This window comes from Paraglaciecola sp. (assembly GCF_039964565.1).
Taxonomy (GTDB): domain Bacteria; phylum Pseudomonadota; class Gammaproteobacteria; order Enterobacterales; family Alteromonadaceae; genus Paraglaciecola.
In genome coordinates this window covers 143,044-165,301 of record NZ_JBDVXF010000032.1, presented here as the reverse complement: position 1 = coordinate 165,301, position 22,258 = coordinate 143,044, and the positions used below count along the sequence as shown (strand labels likewise).

At 39.8% G+C, this 22,258-nt stretch carries 20 protein-coding genes; 9 read left to right on the top strand and 11 right to left on the bottom strand.

Annotated features, from left to right (window positions below):
• Window positions 1–678, bottom strand: coding sequence for a TIGR00153 family protein (locus ABJK37_RS15530; RefSeq protein WP_348355835.1), 678 nt, complete (start codon window positions 676–678; stop codon window positions 1–3).
• A gap of 292 nt (window positions 679–970) precedes the next feature.
• On the opposite strand from ABJK37_RS15530, the gene ABJK37_RS15525 reads away from it, so the two are divergent.
• From ABJK37_RS15525 to ppx, 3 genes are all read left to right on the top strand, one after another.
• A complete protein-coding gene (locus ABJK37_RS15525; RefSeq protein ID WP_348355832.1) occupies window positions 971–1,474 on the top strand; it encodes an ACT domain-containing protein in 504 nt (167 codons plus the stop codon).
• Between the two features lie 74 nt (window positions 1,475–1,548).
• Complete coding sequence (gene ppk1, locus ABJK37_RS15520; RefSeq protein WP_348355829.1) at window positions 1,549–3,630, top strand: polyphosphate kinase 1; 2,082 nt, start codon at window positions 1,549–1,551, stop codon at window positions 3,628–3,630.
• A complete protein-coding gene (gene ppx, locus ABJK37_RS15515) occupies window positions 3,623–5,164 on the top strand; it encodes an exopolyphosphatase (RefSeq protein WP_348355827.1) in 1,542 nt (513 codons plus the stop codon). The genes ppk1 and ppx overlap by 8 nt, the downstream gene beginning before the upstream one ends.
• A 90-nt stretch (window positions 5,165–5,254) precedes the next feature.
• Here the strand turns inward: ppx and ABJK37_RS15510 are convergent, their stop codons facing one another.
• From ABJK37_RS15510 to tkt, 7 genes are all read right to left on the bottom strand, one after another.
• On the bottom strand, window positions 5,255–5,932 hold the full coding sequence (locus ABJK37_RS15510) for a response regulator (RefSeq protein ID WP_348355824.1): 678 nt from the start codon (window positions 5,930–5,932) through the stop codon (window positions 5,255–5,257).
• A gap of 6 nt (window positions 5,933–5,938) precedes the next feature.
• A complete protein-coding gene (locus ABJK37_RS15505) occupies window positions 5,939–7,414 on the bottom strand; it encodes an ATP-binding protein (protein WP_348355821.1) in 1,476 nt (491 codons plus the stop codon).
• 323 nt (window positions 7,415–7,737) lie between these two features.
• Window positions 7,738–8,076, bottom strand: a complete 339-nt coding sequence (locus ABJK37_RS15500; RefSeq protein WP_348355818.1) for a hypothetical protein — start codon at window positions 8,074–8,076, stop codon at window positions 7,738–7,740.
• A gap of 115 nt (window positions 8,077–8,191) precedes the next feature.
• On the bottom strand, window positions 8,192–9,091 hold the full coding sequence (locus ABJK37_RS15495) for a fructose bisphosphate aldolase (protein ID WP_348355815.1): 900 nt from the start codon (window positions 9,089–9,091) through the stop codon (window positions 8,192–8,194).
• Window positions 9,092–9,211: 120 nt separating this feature from the next.
• Window positions 9,212–10,375 (bottom strand): phosphoglycerate kinase, encoded by a 1,164-nt coding sequence (locus tag ABJK37_RS15490; protein WP_348355813.1) that lies wholly within the window; start codon window positions 10,373–10,375, stop codon window positions 9,212–9,214.
• Between the two features lie 30 nt (window positions 10,376–10,405).
• Complete coding sequence (epd, locus tag ABJK37_RS15485) at window positions 10,406–11,422, bottom strand: erythrose-4-phosphate dehydrogenase (protein WP_348355810.1); 1,017 nt, start codon at window positions 11,420–11,422, stop codon at window positions 10,406–10,408.
• Window positions 11,423–11,493: 71 nt separating this feature from the next.
• Window positions 11,494–13,491 carry a transketolase gene (gene tkt / locus ABJK37_RS15480; RefSeq protein ID WP_348355807.1) on the bottom strand — a complete coding sequence of 666 codons (1,998 nt, stop codon included), beginning with the start codon at window positions 13,489–13,491 and terminating at the stop codon, window positions 11,494–11,496.
• 268 nt (window positions 13,492–13,759) lie between these two features.
• Here tkt and metK point away from each other — a divergent pair, with 268 nt between their 5' ends.
• Entirely contained in the window at window positions 13,760–14,905 is a 1,146-nt protein-coding gene (gene metK / locus ABJK37_RS15475) for a methionine adenosyltransferase (protein ID WP_348355805.1), read from the top strand.
• A 56-nt stretch (window positions 14,906–14,961) separates the two neighbouring features.
• Here metK and ABJK37_RS15470 read toward each other — a convergent pair whose 3' ends face one another.
• Window positions 14,962–15,435, bottom strand: coding sequence for a hypothetical protein (locus ABJK37_RS15470; RefSeq protein WP_348355802.1), 474 nt, complete (start codon window positions 15,433–15,435; stop codon window positions 14,962–14,964).
• A 123-nt stretch (window positions 15,436–15,558) separates the two neighbouring features.
• Between ABJK37_RS15470 and ABJK37_RS15465 the strand changes: the two genes are divergently transcribed.
• Entirely contained in the window at window positions 15,559–16,359 is an 801-nt protein-coding gene (locus ABJK37_RS15465) for a M48 family metallopeptidase (RefSeq protein ID WP_348355799.1), read from the top strand.
• Between the two features lie 70 nt (window positions 16,360–16,429).
• On the opposite strand, the gene ABJK37_RS15460 is transcribed toward ABJK37_RS15465, so the two are convergent.
• Window positions 16,430–17,254 (bottom strand): mechanosensitive ion channel domain-containing protein, encoded by an 825-nt coding sequence (locus ABJK37_RS15460; RefSeq protein WP_348355796.1) that lies wholly within the window; start codon window positions 17,252–17,254, stop codon window positions 16,430–16,432.
• Between the two features lie 301 nt (window positions 17,255–17,555).
• On the opposite strand from ABJK37_RS15460, the gene ABJK37_RS15455 reads away from it, so the two are divergent.
• The 3 genes from ABJK37_RS15455 (at window position 17,556) to ABJK37_RS15445 (ending at window position 20,113) form a co-directional block, all read left to right on the top strand.
• Window positions 17,556–17,690, top strand: a complete 135-nt coding sequence (locus ABJK37_RS15455) for a hypothetical protein (RefSeq protein ID WP_348355793.1) — start codon at window positions 17,556–17,558, stop codon at window positions 17,688–17,690.
• Window positions 17,691–17,853: 163 nt separating this feature from the next.
• Complete coding sequence (locus tag ABJK37_RS15450; protein WP_348355790.1) at window positions 17,854–18,582, top strand: 16S rRNA (uracil(1498)-N(3))-methyltransferase; 729 nt, start codon at window positions 17,854–17,856, stop codon at window positions 18,580–18,582.
• A gap of 82 nt (window positions 18,583–18,664) precedes the next feature.
• Window positions 18,665–20,113 (top strand): HAMP domain-containing sensor histidine kinase, encoded by a 1,449-nt coding sequence (locus tag ABJK37_RS15445; protein ID WP_348355787.1) that lies wholly within the window; start codon window positions 18,665–18,667, stop codon window positions 20,111–20,113.
• A 92-nt stretch (window positions 20,114–20,205) separates the two neighbouring features.
• Here the strand turns inward: ABJK37_RS15445 and serA are convergent, their stop codons facing one another.
• Window positions 20,206–21,435, bottom strand: coding sequence for a phosphoglycerate dehydrogenase (gene serA, locus ABJK37_RS15440; protein ID WP_348355784.1), 1,230 nt, complete (start codon window positions 21,433–21,435; stop codon window positions 20,206–20,208).
• 249 nt (window positions 21,436–21,684) lie between these two features.
• Here serA and ABJK37_RS15435 point away from each other — a divergent pair, with 249 nt between their 5' ends.
• The gene (locus tag ABJK37_RS15435) at window positions 21,685–22,245 is read left to right on the top strand and encodes an AAA family ATPase (RefSeq protein WP_348355782.1); all 561 of its coding nucleotides are present in this window, start codon (window positions 21,685–21,687) and stop codon (window positions 22,243–22,245) included.
• Window positions 22,246–22,258: the final 13 nt, after the last annotated feature.

Here is a 22,258-nt window from a genome sequence, read left to right as displayed (position 1 = left end):
TTAGTTGGCTAACATCAATTCGAGGCGAGAACCGACTCGTTCGGAAATATCGGCCAACTCGCCGACCCAATCAATAATGCTATATAAAAACATGACATCAACTGGATTGAGGTCTTTTTCAAGCGCCAGCAATCCTCTTCTAAGGCTAATTTGCAATCTATCGGTATCGTCTTCAATATTATCTAGGCGTTCGATCATGTCTTCGACCAATCGTAATTCGCGACCTCTGAAACCGGTTTCAAGCAAATCATCTAATTCGTTAATGACTTTTTTTGCTTGGTTGGTTGCGTCTAAGCAGCGTTTCAAATATTCAAGAAAAGACTCATGTAATTCCGTTGGGATCGCTAATTGACGACCTAATATTCGTCCTGAAATATCCTTTGCTTTGTTGGCGATTTTGTCTTGTTGAGTCAACAAGTCCAATACATCTTGACGTTGAATTGGCATAAAAATACCCTGAGGTAAATTTATCCGCAGTTCACGTTTTATGACATCCGCCTGCTTCTCCATCATTGAAATAGCTTTTTGTTTTTCTTGTGCCGTTTTCCAATCTTGGGCATAAACTGCTTCAAAAAAGGGTAACAATGCGCGACTGCATTTATGAACAATATTGATATGATCTTCTAAGGGTTTCAGCGGTGATTTTGCAAATACCCCCAAAAAAGAATTAATTGGCATAACTTTTCTCTTCGATTAAAAACATAGATAACGTTAGTCTAAATTGGGCTTAAACGCACAAATATGGCCTATATTCGTATCCCAGTAAACAATGTTATCAATTGAATATGGCAATTTGATTACATTGAATTGTTTTTAAAACTAAACATTCAACACAACCACTATTTACTTATTTTCTGATTTCAAATAATACCTTACATCTTAAGTAGAATGTATTAGGCTATTTAGCTAAGCAGTTTAGCCGAGCTTTAGGCTCTTAGTTTTTACTTTATTACAGATATGTGACACTTTTATGAAACCCATAATATTTACTTTAGTTGGAAGCGATAAACCAGGATTAATAAGTGATTTAGCCAAAACTGTCTATGGAATGGGAGGTAATTGGTTAGGCAGTAATTTTTCACATATGGCGGGGCATTTCGCTGGATTTGTTCAAATTGACTTACCTGTAGAAAAACACCAGGCACTTATCGAGTTGTTTTCACAACATCCAGACTTAAAGATGCATTTATTACCAGGATTGACTGAACCCCCTCTAGCACAACAAAGTGTACAAATCGACATTATGGGTAACGACAAAACCGGTATAGTTCAGGAAATCACTCAAATATTAAGTCAGTTTAACTTGAACATTGTAAAATTTGATTCATGCCTAGAGAGTGCACCAAACTGGGGTGGTGAACTATTTAAAGCGAAAGCCATCATCACAGTTGCAACAGATTTCGACTTAGATAGCTTAAGAGAGAAGCTAGAAAGCGTGGCTAATGACTTAATGGTTGATATTGAAATTCAGTAAACTAAGGTGATTGTCATTAAATTGTCATAGTAGCAATAGACGATTGATAACATTCAATATGTTAAGAGTGATGTATGCCTGATACCCAAAACATTTATTATCCCAAAGAACTAAGCTGGCTTTCCTTTAATCAACGTGTATTGCAAGAAGCAGCCGATATAAACAATCCTATTGTAGAACGTATACGATTCCTTGGTATTTATTCAAACAATATGGACGAATTCTATCGAGTTCGCGTGGCTGATGTAAAACGTAAAATATACATCCACTTAAACGAAGGTGAACTTGAAGAAGCAGAGCAAACTAAACTACTAATGGAACGGATCCAAGAAAAGGTCCTTAACATGACCAACAATTTTGACCGTATCCATGCTAACGTGGTCAAAGGGTTGGCGAGATACAATATATTTTTACTTGGTGAAGAAGACCTAAATGAGTACCACACAAAATGGCTGAGCGACTACTTTAAAAATAAAATTTTACGACATATTGCCCCTGTATTGTTAAACAAAAAAGTCAAATTACTGTCGAGATTAAATGACTTTTCGACTTATCTTTATGTTGGCATTCATAAAGATGAAAAAGCTGTGGCCTACGCAACGATTGAAGTTCCAAGTCAAAATATGTCTCGATTTGTGGTGATCCCTCCAGAAAAAAGCCGTAAAAAGAAATATATGATCTTGTTAGATGACATAATCCGATTGAACTTGGAGAGTATTTTTAAGGGCTTTATTGACTTCGATTCTCTTGAAGCGTTCTCTTTTAAAATGACGCGAGATTCGGAATATTCACTTAATGATGAAATTGATGAAAGTTACGTAGACAAAATGTCTGAAAGCATGAAACAAAGGTTAATTGCAGAGCCAGTCCGAGTGGTTTACGACAGCAGAATGCCCAGTAATATGCTCAAGGACTTAAAAAAACGCCTAAAAATATCATCCTATGACAGCCTTATTTCCAGTGGTCCGTATCGTAACTTTAAAGACTTTATTGGGTTTCCAAATGTTGGCCGTGATTATTTAGAAAATAGGTCACTGCCCGCTCTGACGTCTAGGGATTTTTCAGATTACGATACTGTATTTGATGCCATTACTGCTAAGGATATCCTACTACATTACCCCTACCATCGTTTCTTACATGTAACTGAATTTATTCGCCAAGCCGCGTTTGACCCCAGCGTTAAACACATCCGTTTAAATATCTATCGCGTAGCCAGTCAATCAAGAGTGATCAGTTCACTTATTGATGCCGTAGATAATGGCAAAAAAGTCACTGTGGTGGTTGAGTTGCGAGCCAGATTTGACGAAGAAGCGAACATTGAATGGTCTAAAAAAATGACGGATGCCGGGGTTCAAGTGGTATTCGGCATGCATTCCTTGAAGATCCACAGCAAATTATGTGTGGTCACTCGCGAAGAAAATGGCGAGTTAATCAATTACGCCCATTTCGGCACCGGTAATTTCAACGAAAAGACGGCAAAAATATACACAGACTTTAGTTTATTTACTCGTAATCAAGAGCTTGCGAATGAAGCAGAAGCCGTGTTTACATTTATTCAGCAGCCCTACCGAAGACAAAAATTCCAACATTTGCAAGTTTCCCCACTCAATGCACGGACTAAAATCCAAGCCTTAGTGCGTCAAGAAATACAAAACGCCAACGAAGGAATAAAGGCAGAGATAACACTAAAAATCAATAACTTAGATGACAAGCTATTGATTGATGATTTATACAAAGCAAGTCAAGCTGGGGTCAAGATTAAAGCCATTATTAGAGGTATGTGTTCACTAGTGCCTGGCGTAAGAGGTTTGAGTGAGAATATCAGTGTTATAAGTGTCGTTGACCGCTTTTTAGAGCACCCTCGTGTAATGGTGTTTGAAAATGCTGGTGATTCAAAAATGTTTATATCTTCAGCCGATTGGATGACGCGAAATATGGACTTTAGAATAGAAGTTGGGTGCCCTATTTATGACGAAAATTTAAAACGCAGAATTATGGATATATTAACGATCCAATTTAAAGATACCCTTAAAGCCCGAGTAATAGATAGACATCAAACTAACCATTATGTACCTAGAGGTAATCGCAAAAAATTGCGCTCACAAACTGAAATATATCGCTATTTAAAAACACTTGAAAAGGACAAAAATGCCTAACACCAATAATGTACCTGATTCGACCTTCGACAACGTCGAAATAAGAGACATTAGCAAAGTCGCAGCGTTAGATATCGGCTCAAATAGTTTTCATTTAGTGGTTGCTAGAATTGTCGCCGGTTCAGTGCAAATTCTGCACCGAGTTAAACAAAAGGTGCGCTTAGCGGAAGGATTGGGAACCGATGGAGAGTTGTCTACAGAAGCCATGCAACGTGGCTTAGATACCTTACAGGTGATTGCCGAGAGTTTGCAGGGCTTTGATCCTCAGTCTGTTCGAGTGGTTGCAACACACGCATTGCGAAAAGCTAGTAATGCAAAAACATTTCTTAAAGCGGCCAAAAAAGTATTTCCATTTCCAATAGAGGTGATATCAGGCGCAGAAGAAGCCCGTCTTATTTATCAAGGCGTCGCTCATACCAATCATCAAGAAGGGCAACGTCTAGTCGTTGATATAGGTGGTGGTTCGACTGAGTTTATTATTGGTGAAGGGTTTCAAACAAAAGCGTTGCGAAGTTTACAAATGGGATGCGTAAGTTATACCAATCGATTTTTTAAACAAGGTGACCTCAAGCCTAAAGCTTTTGATAAAGCCATAACCAGCGCGCAACAAGAATTAGAGATGATCGATAAAAAATATAAGCAGATTGGTTGGAATACCTGTATCGGTACATCTGGCACGATAAAAATTATTATTGAATTAGCTGCGCAACTTGATAGTACCAATAGAGAAAACCATGTTTGCCTAACCGATTTACTTACTTTAAAAGATTTATGTTGTGTCGCGGGAAATAGTAAAGACTTGCAAATACAAGGCATAACGGATGACAGGCGTCCTGTTTTTGCTGCTGGTTTAGCCATTTTAATTGCTGTTTTTAAGAGTTTAGATATACAAGAGATGGAGTATTCGCAAGATGCCTTACGAGAGGGTGTGTTGTATGAAATGGAAGAACATCTGACCCATCCAGATATCAGGCAGCGCAGTGCAGAGAGCTTAGCAACACGATATGATGTTGATGTAGAACAAGCCAAACGCGTACTTTCTACTACCATGGCGTTACATCAGCAATGTAAAAAGGCATGGAAGTTAGACGACAAAGAGTTAAAAAACATGTTGGCATGGGCAGCGCTGTTACATGAGGTGGGTTTGCAAATTAATACTCGTAGAATTCAGCACCACTCAGGTTATATACTGCAAAATATTGAATTACCTGGATTTGGACAGGAACAACAAAACTTATTAGCGACGTTAACTAGGTTCTACCGTAAAAAAATTAAAGTCGCAGAAATCCCTGAGTTTACGCTGCTAGGACAAGATAAAGTGTTTAAATTGATTGCCATGCTGCGGTTGGGAGTATTGCTTAATATAAAACGCCAAGACGGCATTTTACCAGAGTTTTCAGTACGAGCCGAAAGGGACAAGTTGCACATTCAATTTCCCGATAATTGGCTTGAACAAAAACCGGTATTTAGAGCAGATTTTGAAAGTGAAAGTGAATACATTAAGGAGTTAGGGTTAAAGTTGAGCTACAAATAACGACAATGATAGACAGTCTAATTTCTGCAAAATCAAACTATGTGAAGCACCAGGTTTAACGCAATGTTTTGAGTACGTGGATTTAACCATTTACACCACCAGCTTATAACCTACGCCATATACAGACTGGATCCAATGCTCGTTTCCTATCAAGGCTATTTTCTTTCTGAGCTTTTTAATGTGGCTATCGATAGTGCGATCACTGACAATACGATGATCGTTATAACAAGCGTTCATCAATTGTTCCCGAGAGAAAATTCTGCCTAAATCAGAGCTCAGTAAGGTCAACATTTGAAACTCAACAGACGTTAAGGTTATCGTTTGTTTATCTATGGTCATCACCATTCTATGAGCATCGATATCAAATGGTAGCCTAATATTGTCAGAGGTGTCCGCGATTGAAACCCGTCGTAAAATGGTTTTAACTCTGGCAACGACTTCCTTGGGACTAAACGGTTTGCAAATATAGTCATCAGCTCCAATTTCTAGTCCAAGTAAGCGATCTATTTCCTCAACTTTCGCGGTAACCATAATAATTGGAACCTCGCTAGTCTGGCGAATTGACTTACACAGTTCGATCCCATTTTTACCGGGTAACATAAGGTCTAGTAAAATGATGTCAGTGTGGTGTTCAGACAGCCAAGTCTCAACTTCCAATCCGTCATGGATACAACTCGTATCGTATTCAGCTACGGTCAAGTAGTCAGCTAATAATGATGCAATTTTTTTCTCGTCTTCAACAATTAAGACATGTGCTTTTTTCGACATAAACAATTACTCTAAAGGCAAGGTAATCAATATTCCCAACCCACCTAAGTTGGACGTAAAGGCACTAATCTTTCCATGATGAGCCTCAACAATTTTTTGACAGATTGATAAACCTAAACCACTGCCCCCAGTCTCTCTATTTCTAGAGTTTTCTGCTCGAAATAGATATTCAAATAATTGACCCAAGCTTTCCTCTTCGACTCCACAACCATTGTCTTCAAATCTAATTTCAACTTGTTGAGACTGTGGCTGAGAATTGACACTAATTTCCAGGATATTACCGTCATTTGCATATTTGGCTGTGTTAATAAATAAGTTACCAAATAATTGCCTCAGGCGTTTACTGTCGGCAAATACCAATAGCTCTTCAGGTAGCTCTGAGAAATTTACTTGAAAACCATTTTCTGTTAATAATGTTTGGTAGTGATTCACTTCTTCTCGAATTAACTTAGGCAAATTCAAGGACTCCTTACGATAGTGCAAAGTGCCAAGGTCATTTCTAGTTAATTCATGTAAATCATCAAGCAACTGCTCTAACTGTTTTACCTCTTCATTCACCGATTGAATGCGCTCAATTGCTAATGGTCTGATACCATCTAACATCGCTTCCAGTTCACCTTTTAGAACAGCAACTGGGGTACGCAGTTCATGAGAAATATCTGCAAGCCAGCGTTTTCTAGCCTGTTCGTTTTGCTGCAACGTTGCCGCCAATTCGTTAAAATCGCGAGTAAGGTGTGCGAACTCATCCCTTCTATTTAGGTCAATTCGTTGTTGATAATCACCCGCTGTCAACTTACTCATGGCCGAAGTTAAACGCTTTATTGGTTTAACGAAATGTGCCGCCAAAGGCATCGTTATTAATAACGCAACTAATACTAAGCCAAGGGCGATAAGCAAAATATATCGTTGTTGTTGCTCAACAAAATTTAACTCGTAGCCCGAGGTTAACTGGTCTCTTTTGGACACTGCCAAGAAACCTACTACTTTGCTATCGACAACAATATCTATATAACTAAAATCTAAATCAGTTGGATACATACCCACAATGAAGGACTTATCTGTGTCTAACAAGGCATAACTAGCAGGAAAAACCGGTGGTCCTCCTCTTCTTGGAGGTGGGCCGTCACCATCAGTTTCGTGAATATTGAACGCTCTTCGTTGAGCCATTTTTTCACCCCGCAATTCCATTGATTGTCGAGGCGGTCTATTTATTTGTGGAAGTCTAAATTCTGAATCTGCCAAACCTTGGACGACAATGTTTCTAAACCGAACATGATTGCTTTGGATTTTTGACCATGATCCTTCTTGTTGGTAAATTTCAGATAACGAGGTTGCCACACCTGTTAAGGCTTTAAGTTCACGTTCATTCACGTAGTTAATCATGCCTTTTCCTATACTCCACTGCATAACAAGCACTTGAGCAACGACTAGCATGGCACTGGTGAGGAAAAAAATGGCAAAGAGTTTATTCTGAATACGCATTGCGCTGCGATATCTCCATGGATTAATGATACTCCTAGCTGATGCTAGTCCTTGAATATATGATGTACGGTAATATGAGTTGCCTCAATTGTCAGCCGCCAAATTGATGATTCCTTAATATTTACACATTTAGGACGACCGAATATTAGTCATTCATCGCTCAGCAATATTTGTTTTATTTTCTGATATTTTACGTTACGGCCAACTCAACTTTTACTCTGAGTTGCGCCCGTATGTAGTCGCTACAGCACATTGTGTTTAAGCGAGCTATTGAGTGAGGTATATAGTGAAATAACTTTATGAATGAAAAAACTAGCGTGTTGTTACCGCCCTAAATACTGGTCGATTAATATAGACAGTTTGTCCTGCAGATGTTCTTCAAACTCATCTAGCTCTTTACCAAATACCTTGAGGTATTTTTCAGCTTTATCGTGGTCTAGGCGTTTATTATTGGTTTTATATTCTGTTTCCAGAAGCGATTTATCATAACGAGGTGTAATAACCCATCGCACAAAATCAGAGTCTAATCCGGCTACTTGTTTTTTAGCAAATTTACAAAACTCGTCGATATGCTCAATTCCATCAGGGCCTAAGCACCCCGGCTCTACTCTAAATGTTACCGTAAGTTTTTTATACAAAGGTAAAGGTAGTTCATAGGCCATACTTAATTAGTTCTCATCCAACATAACAACTCAGAGCAAATCATAGCGCAATCAATACCATCTTCCGAATAAAAAAGCTGGGCACTTATTTGACCAGCTTTAAGATTTGACGAATCTAGGTTTTAGATGCTTGATAAATGCTTTCAATTGATGCATCCATTGTTGCATCAAATTCAGCATCACTTTGTTTAGCACTTAATCCTTCAGAGAGTGCTCGTGAAAAACTGGCGATCATGCCGTGATTTTCAGTCAACCTGCTGTTTGCTTCTTCCCGCGAATAACCACCTGACAATGCCACAACTTTCAACACTTTAGGATGATTGACTAATTCTTGATAAAAATTGGCGGTTTCAGGCAGCGTCAGTTTCAACATCACTTGCTGATCTGCCGCTAAATCATCTAAATGATTCAAAATTGCAGCTTTAAGCAAAGCTTCAGCCTCAGCTTTTTCAGGACTATGAATATCTACCTCAGGCTCAATAATAGGCATTAAACCTGCTGCTAAAATTTGCTTAGCCACAGTAAATTGCTGCGAAATAACCGCTTCAATTCCTTGAGCGTTAGCCAGCTTTACAACAGAACGCATTTTGGTACCAAAAACATTTTGTTGATTGGCTTTGGCCAATAAGCCATCTAAATCAGGCATAGGTTTCAACAATTGTGAGCCGTCTACTTCAGCTTCTAGGCCTTTATCAACCTTTAAGAACGGCACAACTTGTTTGACTTGCCACAAATAACTCGCGGTACTTTGCCCTAAAATTTCTCTATCTAGGGTGTTTTCAAACAAAATCGCACCTAATACTCGCTCTCCGTTAAATACATTAGATGTAATGATACGGGTACGCATTTCGTGTACTTTGGCGAACATTTCTTGGTCACCCTCATACTCAGACGGTTCTACGCCATACAAACCTAAAGCTTTTGGTGTACTGCCTCCACTTTGATCCAATGCAGCGATAAATCCATTTTGCTTGCTTATTTTTGCAAGCATATCTAACTGGGCTTGTGATGCCATGTGCAACACTCCTTTATTATTGTGTTGTAAGCCGATGAGCATAACGGCTCGTAGGGTTAAGGTAGTAAACTGAGAGCTAAAACTCTTCTTTTTATTATATTTATCGGTACCAAAAACAGGCTATTTAGTCGCTCTAGCTTCTAACATTGCTACAGCGGGTAGTACTTTGCCTTCAACAAATTCTAAAAAAGCACCACCACCTGTTGAGATGTAAGAGATGTTGTCACTTAAATCCCATTTATCGATTGCCGCTAGCGTATCACCACCACCAGCAATTGAAAACGCATCACTATCGGCAATAGCTCGAGCAACGACTTCAGTACCTTTTGCGAAATTATCGAATTCAAATACTCCGCAAGGTCCATTCCATAAAATGGTTTTGGCGCCTTTTAATACTTCAGCTACGTTCTCTGCTGTTTGTGGCCCATAATCCATAATTTCTTCGTCATCTTGTACTTCAGAAACATCTTTTATAACAGCAGGTTCTGACTCTGAAAAGTTTTTGCCAACACGCACATCCACAGTTTCTGGAATATCTAACGAATCCATCAAACGCTTAGCCTCTGGGATAAGGTCAGCTTCGTGCAATGAACGCCCAACATTGTAACCTCTGGCGGCCACAAACGTATTCGAGATACCGCCACCTACCACCAGTTGGTCAGCTATTTTGGACAAGGCATCAAGTACCGTAAGTTTGGTGGAGACCTTTGAGCCACCTACTATTGCGACTAACGGACGTTGCGGATTATGCAGCGCTTTTCCTAGCGCATCTAGCTCACCGGCAAGTAATGGGCCCGCGCAAGCAATAGGCGCAAATATTCCCACCCCGTGAGTTGAAGCTTGGGCGCGATGTGCAGTACCAAAAGCATCCATGACATAGATGTCACATAACGCAGCGTATTGTTTTGCCAAGGTTTCATCATCTTTCTTTTCACCAAGATTAAAACGCACATTTTCCAAAATCACCACTTCGCCTGCTTCGACCGCAACGCCTGATAGGTAATCTTTCACTAAACGCACCTTTAATTGGGTGTTTTCCTGAATGTAATCCACTACTGGCTGCAATGAGAACTCATCAGCTAACTGCCCTTCCGTAGGTCTACCTAAATGCGACATAACCATCACTTTAGCGCCAGCAGCAACAGCTGCATTAATGGTAGGTAATGACGCTCGAATCCGTGCTTCAGAAGTCACCTTGCCATCTTTAATTGGCACATTTAAGTCTTGACGGATTAGTACTCTTTTACCTGCTAAATCCAGCTCGGACATTTTCAATATGGACATAATTTACCTTGTAAAAATTAACTTCAAAATTTAGTTTTGGTTGCTGTTAAACATAGCCAAAGCCGTATCAATCATTCTATTAGCAAAGCCCCATTCGTTATCACACCAGACTAGGGTTTTAACCAATTGTCTATGGCTTACCCTTGTTTGACTTCCATCTACTATACAAGAATGCGGATCGTGATTAAAATCAACCGACACTAAAGGCTCTTCAGTGTAGTCTAAAATTCCACCTAAGCGACCTTTGCTAGCCTGTTTAAGCGCGAGATTAACCTCATCAATACAAACGTGTTTTTCAAGGGTTACACTTAAATCCATAGCGGTCACGTTGATAGTTGGAACGCGTACCGCAATAGCTTCAAATTTACCTGCAAATTTAGGTAATATGCGTTCAATTCCCCTTGCTAATTTGGTATCAACTGGAATGATTGATTGGCTGGCAGCACGGGTAAGTCGTAAATCTGTATGGTAAGCATCTATAACTTGTTGGTCGTGCATTGATGAGTGAATGGTTGTAATGGTACCACTGAGTACATTAAACGCATCATCTAATACTTGTATCACCGGTATTATACAGTTAGTTGTACAGGAACCATTGGAAACAATTAAATCGTCAGCGCTAAGTTGATGGTCGTTGATTCCATAGATAACAGTTGCATCCATATCTGGACCACACGGCTGGGAAAACAGCACTTTTTTTGCGCCTTGTTCTAAATGTGCTTGACCAGCGGTTCGGTCATTATGCACGCCACTGCATTCTAAGACTAAATCAATATCTAACTGCTTCCATGGAAGCGCATCTATGTTTGCATGTTGAAGTAACGAAATTTCATCCCCAGCAACAACTAGTTGTTTCCCTTGTAAATCAACAGGAAATCCAAATCGACCATGGGATGTATCGTATTTGAGCAAGTGGGCTATTCCCTCTGGCTCTGCGATCTCATTAATCGCCACAATTTCAATCTGAGTATTGCGGCCTGTTTCATATAGAGCTCTTACAACATTGCGTCCTACGCGGCCAAACCCATTAATTGCGATACGTAACATAACACTCTTTATTTATTACTTGACGATAGAAAAAAGGCGCTAAAAAGCGCCTTTGCAAAATAATAGGGCTTTTAATTTAAGCCTTTGGCAGCTGCAACCACTGCCTCTGAGGTAATACCGAAGTGTTTCAGTAATGCCGCCCCCGGAGCAGATTCACCAAAAGTGGACATACCCACAACAGTGCCACCAAATCCAACGTATTTATGCCAAAAATCTACATGAGCAGCTTCAACCGCTACACGTTTAGTGACTGACATAGGTAACACAGATTCACGATACTCATCGTCCTGCTTATCAAATACAGTGGTACTAGGCATAGACACTACACGCACTGCCATGCCAGTCGCCGTGAGTTGCTCGGCCGCTTCGACAGTAATGCCAACCTCAGAGCCCGTAGCAATTAAGATGACATCAGGTGTACCCGAACAATCTTTCAGAATATATCCACCTTTAGCAACGTTAGCTAACTGTTGGACGTTGCGTTGCTGTGCAGGTAAACCTTGGCGACTAAAGATTAATGCTGATGGGCCGTCTTTGCGTTCTAATGCAGATTTCCATGCGACTGCGGTTTCTGCACCATCACATGGACGCCATGTAGCCAGATTAGGCGTTAAACGTAAGTTTGCCACTTGCTCAATAGGTTGGTGGGTAGGTCCATCTTCACCTTGTCCAATAGAGTCATGGGTATAAACAAAAATATTCGGGATACCCATTAATGAGGCCATACGCACAGCGTTGCGAGCATATTCCATAAACATTAAGAAAGTCGCGCCAAATGGACGGAACCCTCCATGCAAACCTATACCATTCATAATACCGCTCATGCCAAACTCACGGACACCGTAGTATAAATAGTTGCCACTTGCATCGTCGGCTGAGATACCTTTAGTACCAGACCATATAGTAAGGTTTGATCCAGCTAAATCCGCAGAACCACCTAATACTTCCGGCAACAATGTTGCAAAAGTTTCAATAGAATTTTGCGAGGCTTTACGACTCGCTACATTTTCAGCTTTATTTTGAGACTCTTGAATAAACGCATCGGCCTTTTGGGCAAAATCCGCTGGCAAGTCACCAGCTAAACGCCGGGTTAACTCAGCGGCTAATTCTGGATGTGCCTGCTGATAGGCTGAAAATTGCGCGTTCCACGCTTGTTCTTTTTCAGCGCCAGCGACTTTTGCATCCCAACCAGCGTAAACGTCTGCGGGTATTTCAAACGGAGCATGTGGCCAATTCAAAAACTCCCGCGCAGCTTTAATTTCATCCGCGCCTAATGGTGCGCCATGGCAATCGTGACTACCTGACTTATTCGGAGAGCCAAAGCCGATGATAGTTTTACAACAAATCAAGGTCGGCTTAGTGGTTTCTGCTTTTGCGGCAATAATGGCGTCAGCGATTGCTTGTGGATCGTGACCATCTACATCAGCAATGACATGCCATCCATAAGCTTCAAAACGAGCAGGCGTATTGTCGGTGAACCAACCTTCAACATGACCATCAATTGAAATACCGTTGTCATCCCAAAACGCAACCAATTTACCTAAACTTAAGGTGCCAGCTAAAGAACAGACTTCGTGAGAAATACCTTCCATTAAACAACCGTCACCTAAGAAACAATAGGTAAAATGGTCAACCACATCAAAATCAGGTTGGTTAAACTGAGCAGCTAAGGTTTTTTCGGCAATAGCCATACCGACTGCATTACTGATACCTTGACCAAGCGGCCCTGTAGTAGTTTCAACTCCAGGCGCATATCCATATTCCGGATGTCCAGGAGTTTTAGAGTGTAATTGACGGAAGTTTCTTAACTCTTCAATAGGAAGTGCATAACCTGTCAAATGTAATAGCGAATAAATCAACATCGAGCCATGCCCGTTAGATAACACAAACCTATCTCTGTTGGCCCAATCTGGGTTATTAGGATTATGTTGCATATGATCTGACCATAACACTTGTGCTATGTCAGCCATGCCCATTGGTGCTCCAGGGTGTCCTGAGTTGGCTTGTTGAACAGCATCCATACTAAGGGCGCGAATGGCGTTGGCGAGTTCTCGACGTGATGACGACATGTAGTCTCCTGACTGATCCAATAATGATGGTGTACCGTAACGCTATGCGACAGCCACCTAAGATAGCTCTGCATTTTGTATTAGCTAGCTTATAACTGCAATGCTAAATCCGTTATGAATCATTATTTACATATGACTTTTTTTTACACCTTAGCAGAATAAAATTCATAGACGTTTGGACGTCTAGAAGTAAAGACTGGTATTTTATATTTGAATTGCTAAAATACCATCATAAATTCGTATATCGACATTAAACCAAGGTGCTCTTATGACCTCACACTTATTTACTTCAGAATCTGTTTCTGAAGGACACCCAGACAAAATTGCCGATCAAATTTCTGATGCAGTTTTAGACGCAATATTGACTCAAGATCCAAAGGCGCGAGTAGCATGCGAAACCTTTGTAAAAACCGGAATGGTGCTAGTAGGTGGCGAAGTCACAACGTCAGCTTGGGTCGACATTGAAGAAATAACCCGTAAAACAGTTAGAGAAATTGGCTATGTACATTCAGATATGGGCTTTGATGCAGATTCATGCGCCATATTAAATGCCATTGGTAAACAATCACCTGATATTAATCAAGGTGTAGATCGCAGCTCACCAGCAGAACAAGGGGCCGGAGACCAAGGTCTGATGTTTGGTTACGCAAGCAACGAGACAGACGTTTTAATGCCCGCCCCTATTACCTATTCACATCGATTGGTGAAACGTCAATCTGAAGTACGTAAAAACGGAAAACTAGACTGGCTAAGGCCAGATGCAAAAAGTCAGGTCACTTTTGTGTATGAAAATAACGAGCCAGTAGCGATTGATGCTGTAGTATTGTCGACACAGCATGACGAGAGCATTAGTACCGCTGATTTGCGTGAAGCAGTAATGGAAGAAATCATTAAGCCTGTACTGCCTGAAAAATGGTTAAGTAAACACACTAAGTTTTTTATTAACCCTACTGGCCGGTTTGTCATCGGAGGACCAATGGGCGATTGTGGTTTAACTGGCCGTAAAATCATTGTTGACACCTATGGTGGAATGGCAAGGCATGGTGGAGGGGCTTTTTCAGGTAAAGATCCATCTAAGGTAGATAGATCGGCTGCCTATGCTGGTCGTTACGTTGCTAAAAATATTGTGGCCGCAGGATTAGCAGACAAATGTGAAATCCAATTGTCATACGCGATTGGTGTGGCAGAGCCTACTTCAATCAGCATTGATACTTTTGGAACGGGTAAAGTGTCAGAAAGTGTCTTAGTGGCTTTAGTACGTGAAAATTTTGAACTTAGACCTTTTGGACTACTTAAAATGCTCGACTTAGAGCGCCCAATTTACCAAGCAACCGCTGCCTATGGACATTTTGGTCGAGAAGAATTTCCGTGGGAAAGAACCGATATTGCTGAACGTCTAAAAGCCAGTATTTAATTAGGTCAAATTCTAGAAAATATAGCCTCTTGTGGGGCTATATTTTTTTTCGCTAATTAAAATTGTGAATATTCTTGCGCAGCTTCATCGCAAACTCCCATAGCTTCTAGCCTAATACGCACATCACCGGCAACTCTCACGCTGACACATTGCCCTTGTTCCGCGGATTTATTATCTGCAATGACGCTCACAAGATCACCATCCACTGCTGCGAGTTGATATTCGTAACCAGTAGTATCTCCTTCAAATAATGCGGTCAACAAGCCACCAAATAGCCCACCAATTATGGCTCCGGCTAACATATCTTCACTATTGCCTCGCGCATTGCTGAGTAGTCCATCCACCGCACCTATTGCAGCCCCCTCACCAACATGTGATTTAAACTTAATTTTCTCTACGTTTTCTACCCAAGCATAAAACTCAGTAACAAATTGATTCTTTGCCTGATGGTCAACATGATTGGAATTGGCACATGCCGTTAAGAAAAAAATCCCTAATATGGTTACAGAAACGACACAAAATTTACGCATAATTAATTAAAGTAAGTAATTTGGAAAAGCTTAAGTTACCTGTTTTTATCTGAACGGAAGCTTAATCGATACGTAAAATAGGGGTATAATTTGAATCACTGTTAGACTTTGTGAAAAAACACTATGCGTTGTACTCAATATTTTTGCTTAATTTTAATCATCACGATCTTTCTTTCTTCATGTGCTAAATCTCCATTGGGTCGAAATCAACTAAAACTGTATTCAAGCTCTCAATTAGCTGGAATGGGAGAACAGGCCTTTGCGGGTATAAAAACTGAACAGAAGGTTTCCACCCAACAGGTATCTAATCAGTATGTTGAATGTATTGCAGATGCCATTACCCAACATGTGCCCAAGTCAGTGTTTGCCGGAGAATGGGAGCTAGTAGTGTTTGATTCTCCGCAAATCAATGCTTTCGCTCTGCCAGGAGGCAAAATTGGTGTGTACACAGGTTTGATCGAACTTTCTGAAAATCAACATCAATTAGCGGCTGTAATTGGTCACGAAGTAGGACATGTTATCGCAGAACATGGAAATGAAAGAATGTCTAGCAGTGCTTTAATTGGTGTAGGAATGGAAGTCACTAATCAACTGTTGCAAACCAATGGCATAGCCAGTAGTAATTTGATCATGGCAGGTTTAGGTTTAGGGGTACAAGTAGGAGTACAATTACCCTTCGGACGAACCCACGAATCTGAGGCAGATCTTATAGGGTTAGACTTAATGGCTAAAGCAGGATTTGACCCACAACAATCGGTTAATTTGTGGCAAAACATGGAAAAAGCCAGTGAAGGTAACAGGCAACCGGAGCTTTTATCTACTCACCCTCTTCCAGCAACACGAATTAAAAACTTATCAAAAAATATGCCTAATGCCTTAAGTAATTACCGCGCCGCGAGCAACAAACCTAGTTGCAAAATTTAGTTTTGTGAATACAAAAAAAATGCCGCACTAATTACATACTAGTGCGGCATATCTTGAAAACGTTTTAAGACTAGTCGTCTTTATGAAGATGTACGTCCATTTGAGGGAAAGGTATAGAAATACCTTCGGCATCAAATCTCAACTTAACCGCTTCAGTAAAGTCAAATTTAACGGCCCAATAATCAGCAGACGCTACCCAAGGTCGAACAACAAAATTAACACTGCTGTCAGCTAATTCAGCTACAGCAACAGTTGGAGCTGGATCTTTCAGAATACGCTCGTCTGCAGCAACCATTTCTTTCAAAATTTCTTTGGCTTTTTTCAAGTCACTATCGTAGCCAATACCCACAACCATATCGACACGACGAGTTTCTTTGGCTGAATAGTTAGTGATATTCCCACCGTATATTGAACCGTTAGGAATAATGATTTCTTTGTTATCGCCAGTTGTCATCACGGTAGTGAAAATACTAATACTTTTTACTACACCCATCGCACCACCAGCTTCAATGAAATCGCCCGCTTTAAATGGTCTAAATACTAGAAGCATAACCCCAGCAGCGAAATTCTGTAACGAGCCCTGCAATGAAAGACCAATAGCTAAGCCTGCCGCACCTAAGATGGCAACAAGAGATGTTGTGTCAACACCAAGTTGGTCTAATGAAGCAACAATAACAAACAACATTAAAATTGCATTGATAATGGCCTTGACGAAATCAATCAACATATCGTCATACTTTGAACGCGCCATTACTTTACCAAAGACATTAACCAACATGCCTACAATAATCTTACCAACAATGTATATGACAATTGCCATAACAATGTTGATTCCCCATGGAATCACATAAGTTTCCATCATTTCGGACATTTTTTCCGCGTCAAATCCAAACATTATTTTTCCTACCTTTTATTGATTAATTGTTGCGATTAAATAAGATGCCATTCTCCATGCATCACCCATAATAATTGATTTGATTTATTAATCAATTAGACAAAAGTCTAGTTACAATATTAGTTTTACATGGGTATTCTCGCTTCATAATTTTGTCATTTAGCGCACCTATAATTGCCTTCGATTTGAGGCAGCAGAATTATTCTTTTAATAATTTTTTTTGTTTTAAACATAAAAAAAAATAGTGCTATAATATAGCTCACCGTTTTTTGGTGATCTAATATTTTTAAAGGAATTGAAAATGTTACTAGTCAGTTTATTAGTTATTTCATTGGTTTTACTTTTCGTTTTTTCTATGTCAACAGAAAAGGGGAAAAATACTAAGTTTGCTCGAAAAGGTGCTAACGCCATATCACCTAAAAAAGAGACCGCTTAATCCATCAGTCTGTATGATGTGATGAAATTCATATGAGCAATATTTAAGGGCTAGGCGGAATTGGACCATCCGCCGATGCTTAATATTTTGAGTGCTTGTTCTTCTTTAAATACCTTTGTATTGATACCATTCTTTTAAACAATATTGGTTACTGAGTGGAACAATGCGTATTATCCGAATTTACTACCCTTTTGAAATGTCGGCAGATTCCTGTGTCACTTTGACAGAAGACGCGACTAATCACCTTGCCAATGTACTTCGTACTAAAACTGGACAAGCCGTGGTGTTATTTAATGGCGATGGAAACGAATATAGTGCCCAGTTAACAGAAGTCACAAAACGTAAAGTAGTGGCACAAATTGATTCTAAAATTTCTATTAGTATAGAATCACCTCTGAATATTCATCTCGGACAAGGAATATCAAGAGGCGATCGCATGGAATGGGTGATTCAAAAGTCTATAGAGTTAGGCGTGACAGAGATTACTCCGCTTATCACCGAACGCTGTGGAGTCAAACTCAGCAAAGAAAGGTGGTCTAAAAAACATCAACAATGGCAAAAACTGGCCATCGCTGCTTGCGAGCAATGTGGCAGAAACGTATTGCCTAAATTGCATCCCCCTCTGGTATTTGCAGATTGGATAAAACTATCGACCAACCAAATTCGCCTTACACTGCACCCTCGCGCTGATAAAGCTTTTAGACATATAAGTATGCCAGCTACTGGTGCTAGGTTACTTATTGGACCAGAAGGAGGTTTGACGGAGCAAGAAATTTACCAAACAGAACAAAATGGGTTTCACACCATTCAACTGGGTCCAAGAGTATTACGAACCGAAACCGCCGCAATAGCCGCCATATCGGCGCTGCAAGCTATACATGGTGATTTATAACATAGCCCGTTACTTTTACAACTGGTTACATTTATGTTAACTTAAGAGCCAAAGTATAGTTCTAATAAAAACAATAAAATCTATGCAGTCCCTAAAACTTATCTCCAATGACGATAATGGATTACATACTTCGTTAGCGTCCCAGCACCTATTAGACGAAGCTCGTGCTTGTGCAATGGAAAGCATGCTACATGGTCATCCCTTAGATCTTGCTCTAAATGCTATTACTAAATGTTTAGAAACTATTTTAGGCAGTTGTCATTGTCAGGTACTGCTACTAGATAACAAGAAGTCCACTTTCCGTTCCCTTAATAAAAGTAATGATCTCTATGCGAGTTTTATTAATAACCTCATCAAACATTTTCTAAACAATCCTAAATCTGAATTAGGTTCCGAATTATCACGAGGCATTGACGTAATTGTGCCTGATATGACTGCGTCTAAAACTTGGCAATCCATGTTTGTAGAAGCAACAGATTTAGAAGAAATTGTTGCTAACTGGATGGTGCCAATAATCACTGATGATGGATCGATTATTGGTTTGTTTAGTGCTTTATTTAATACCACTAGAAAGGCCAGTTCGTCAGAGTTGTCATTGCTAAGTCGAGCAGCCAAAAGTATTTGTGCGTTGTTATTCCATTCAAAAAGAAAAACACAGGAGTTGCAGCATAAAATAACCCTTCATCAAAAGTTTATGATGCAAAAGGAAACCGCAGAAGACATAAACGGTTTGTTGAAAAAAGCCATTGAGCAACGAGCCGAAGTACAAGGTCAATTATTAGAATTGGAAAGTATGGCGGCTTTAGGCACAATGATGTCTAGCCTAACTCACGAAATAAGCACTCCAATCGGGGTATCAGTAACTGCAGCTAGCTTTTTAGATGACATGCAAAAATCGTGTCTAGAAAAAGTACAGCATGAACAACTCAAACGCTCGGAACTTATCACCTATTTAACAGAATCTGCTGAGGCATCACGGATCATCGAGCGCAATATGCTCAGAGCAGATGAATTAATCAAGACCTTTAAACGCTTATCTGTCGATCAACACAGTCAGGAGGTCCGTAGATTCAAGCTGTGTGAATATGTCTACGAAGTCTTGCTCTCGTTAAAACCTAGATTAAAGCATACGCCTCACAAAATTTGTGTGGATATCCCAACTGACTTAACTATCGATAGTAATCCAGGTGCTTTGAGTCAGATATTGATTAACTTAATCATGAATTCAGCACACCATGCTTTTGCAAATGATGCTAAAGGGAAAATTACGATAAAAGCGAATATTGAATATGACTCAGCAACAAATAGAAAATTAATCTTAGTTTATAAAGACAATGGCAAAGGAATGGATACCCAAACGATCGAAAACATGTACAAGCCATTTTTCACTTTAGCCAGAGAAAAGGATGGTTGCGGCTTAGGTATGCATATCTGCAATAACATAATAATGAAAGTGCTTCGAGGCACGATTGACTGTCGCTCTGAATTGGGCAAAGGGGTAGAGTTTACTATAGTCTTACCCATTTCATAACAACTCCGCCAATTCAAACAAAACGTCACTTATAAAATAAAAATGCCTGCTAAAAAGCAGGCATTTTTATTTAAATCTGCTTATCGTGGTGACTAATGCAAAATCCTGGTTTTAATTGTTCCTTCAATTTTTTGCAATTGCTCAAATGCTTCTTCAGCATGGTCAGTTTCGACATCAATCACAACGTAACCAATATTTTCATTTGTTTGTAGATACTGAGCGGCAATATTCAACCCCTTTTGAGCAAACGCTTGGTTAATTTGTGTTAGCACACCCGGTATATTTCTATGGATGTGTAGTAAACGAGAACGCTCCACTTGTTCAGGTAAAGACACCTCTGGGAAATTAACCGCTGACAAAGTCGAGCCATTATCACTGTACTTAGCTAGCTTGCCTGCCACTTCAATTCCGATATTTTGCTGGGCTTCTTGGGTACTGCCTCCAACATGTGGCGTCAAAATAACATTATCAAATTGCGTGAGTGGTGATTCAAAGGGATCATCGTTTGACTTAGGTTCCACGGGGAAAACATCAATCGCAGCACCAGCCAACTTACCACTTTTAAGAGCTTCTACTAGCGCATCAATATCGATAATTGTACCTCTGGCGGCGTTCATAAGAATTGCACCGTCTTTCATCATTCCTAGTTCTTTCGCGCCAATCATATTTTGAGTTTGTGGCGTTTCTGGAACGTGTAGCGTGACCACATCAGAAGTATTTAGTAATTGTTTTAGGGTTTTGCTTTGTGTTGAATTACCCAAAACCAATTTATTCTCAATATCGTAAAACTGCACGCGCATACCTAAGTGTTCGGCTAATATGCTTAATTGGGTACCAATATGCCCATAACCGATAATACCTAAAGTCTTACCTCGCGCTTCAAATGAGCCAACGGCACTTTTATCCCAAACTCCCCTATGCGCTTTAGCGTTTTTCGAAGGAACACCACGTAACAACAAAATAATCTGCGCAAGGGCCAACTCTGCTACAGAACGTGTATTCGAAAACGGCGCATTAAACACAGGGATTCCACGTTTTTGTGTGGCAGCTAAATCAACTTGGTTAGTACCTATGCAAAAACATCCAACGGCAACTAATTTTTTAGCGGCAGCAATCACATTCTCATTCAACTGTGTTCTTGAACGAATACCTATAAAATGAACATCCTTAATTTTGGCAATTAATTCGTCTTCAGGAAGTGATGTTTTTAAATACTCAATGTTTTCATAGCCATTAGCATGAAGAGTATCCAAGGTGCTTTGATGTAGACCTTCTAGTAACAAAATTTTGATTTTTTCTTTTGGCAACGACACTTTGCTCATGAGATTTTCCGACTGAGATTTTAGTTTGAGACATCTGGACGTCTATTTGAGGGTGAAAAATAGCAGAATTCGACTAAATTAGAAAGCAATTATGGCTATTGCTTATGCTCTATGAGCTTAAAAAACCAAGTTCTTGCGCAATTCACCGCAGTGAAATTAAATTCCATGACAAATATTTGGGTTTGCTATAGTGATACGTGTGTCTTTTTATTGCATTAAACAATTAAAAATCAAAATAGGAGAGTGATTTTGGCAATCACAAGCTACAAACCGGTATTTAGTGAGTACCATCATGGTCCAGACTCATACATTCATTTACTTTCAAAACCCGTTTCCATCACACGGGATACAGCTATTAGTCACGACGATGCCGATAAGTTAAAAAACGTACAATTGAGAGCAGCAAAAAATATCAGTACCAAACTCGTTTTTTGCGGTAACAACAATACCGAGAAAGCGCGGCAACTCAATCAACTCGCCCATGTCACAAAACAAACGGTATGTTTCCTAGACTGTCATCGGTTGGTCGAAAAATATATTGGAGAAACTGAAAAAAATCTGTCAAAACTGATTGCACAGGCAGAATCGCGACACTGGATATTATTCTTTGACGAAGCTGACGCTTTGTTTGCAAAAGCAACCGAAGTTCAAGATTCACAGGATAAATACGCCAACCAAGAAATAAGCTATTTGCTTAAACGTATATCCCTATTCCCCAGTATTACTATATTCTCACTGAAAGAGCAGTCTAAACACCATGCTATTAAACATAGAGTAGACGATGTGATCAGTTTTCGAGATCTAGACTAGATAATATGTTCTC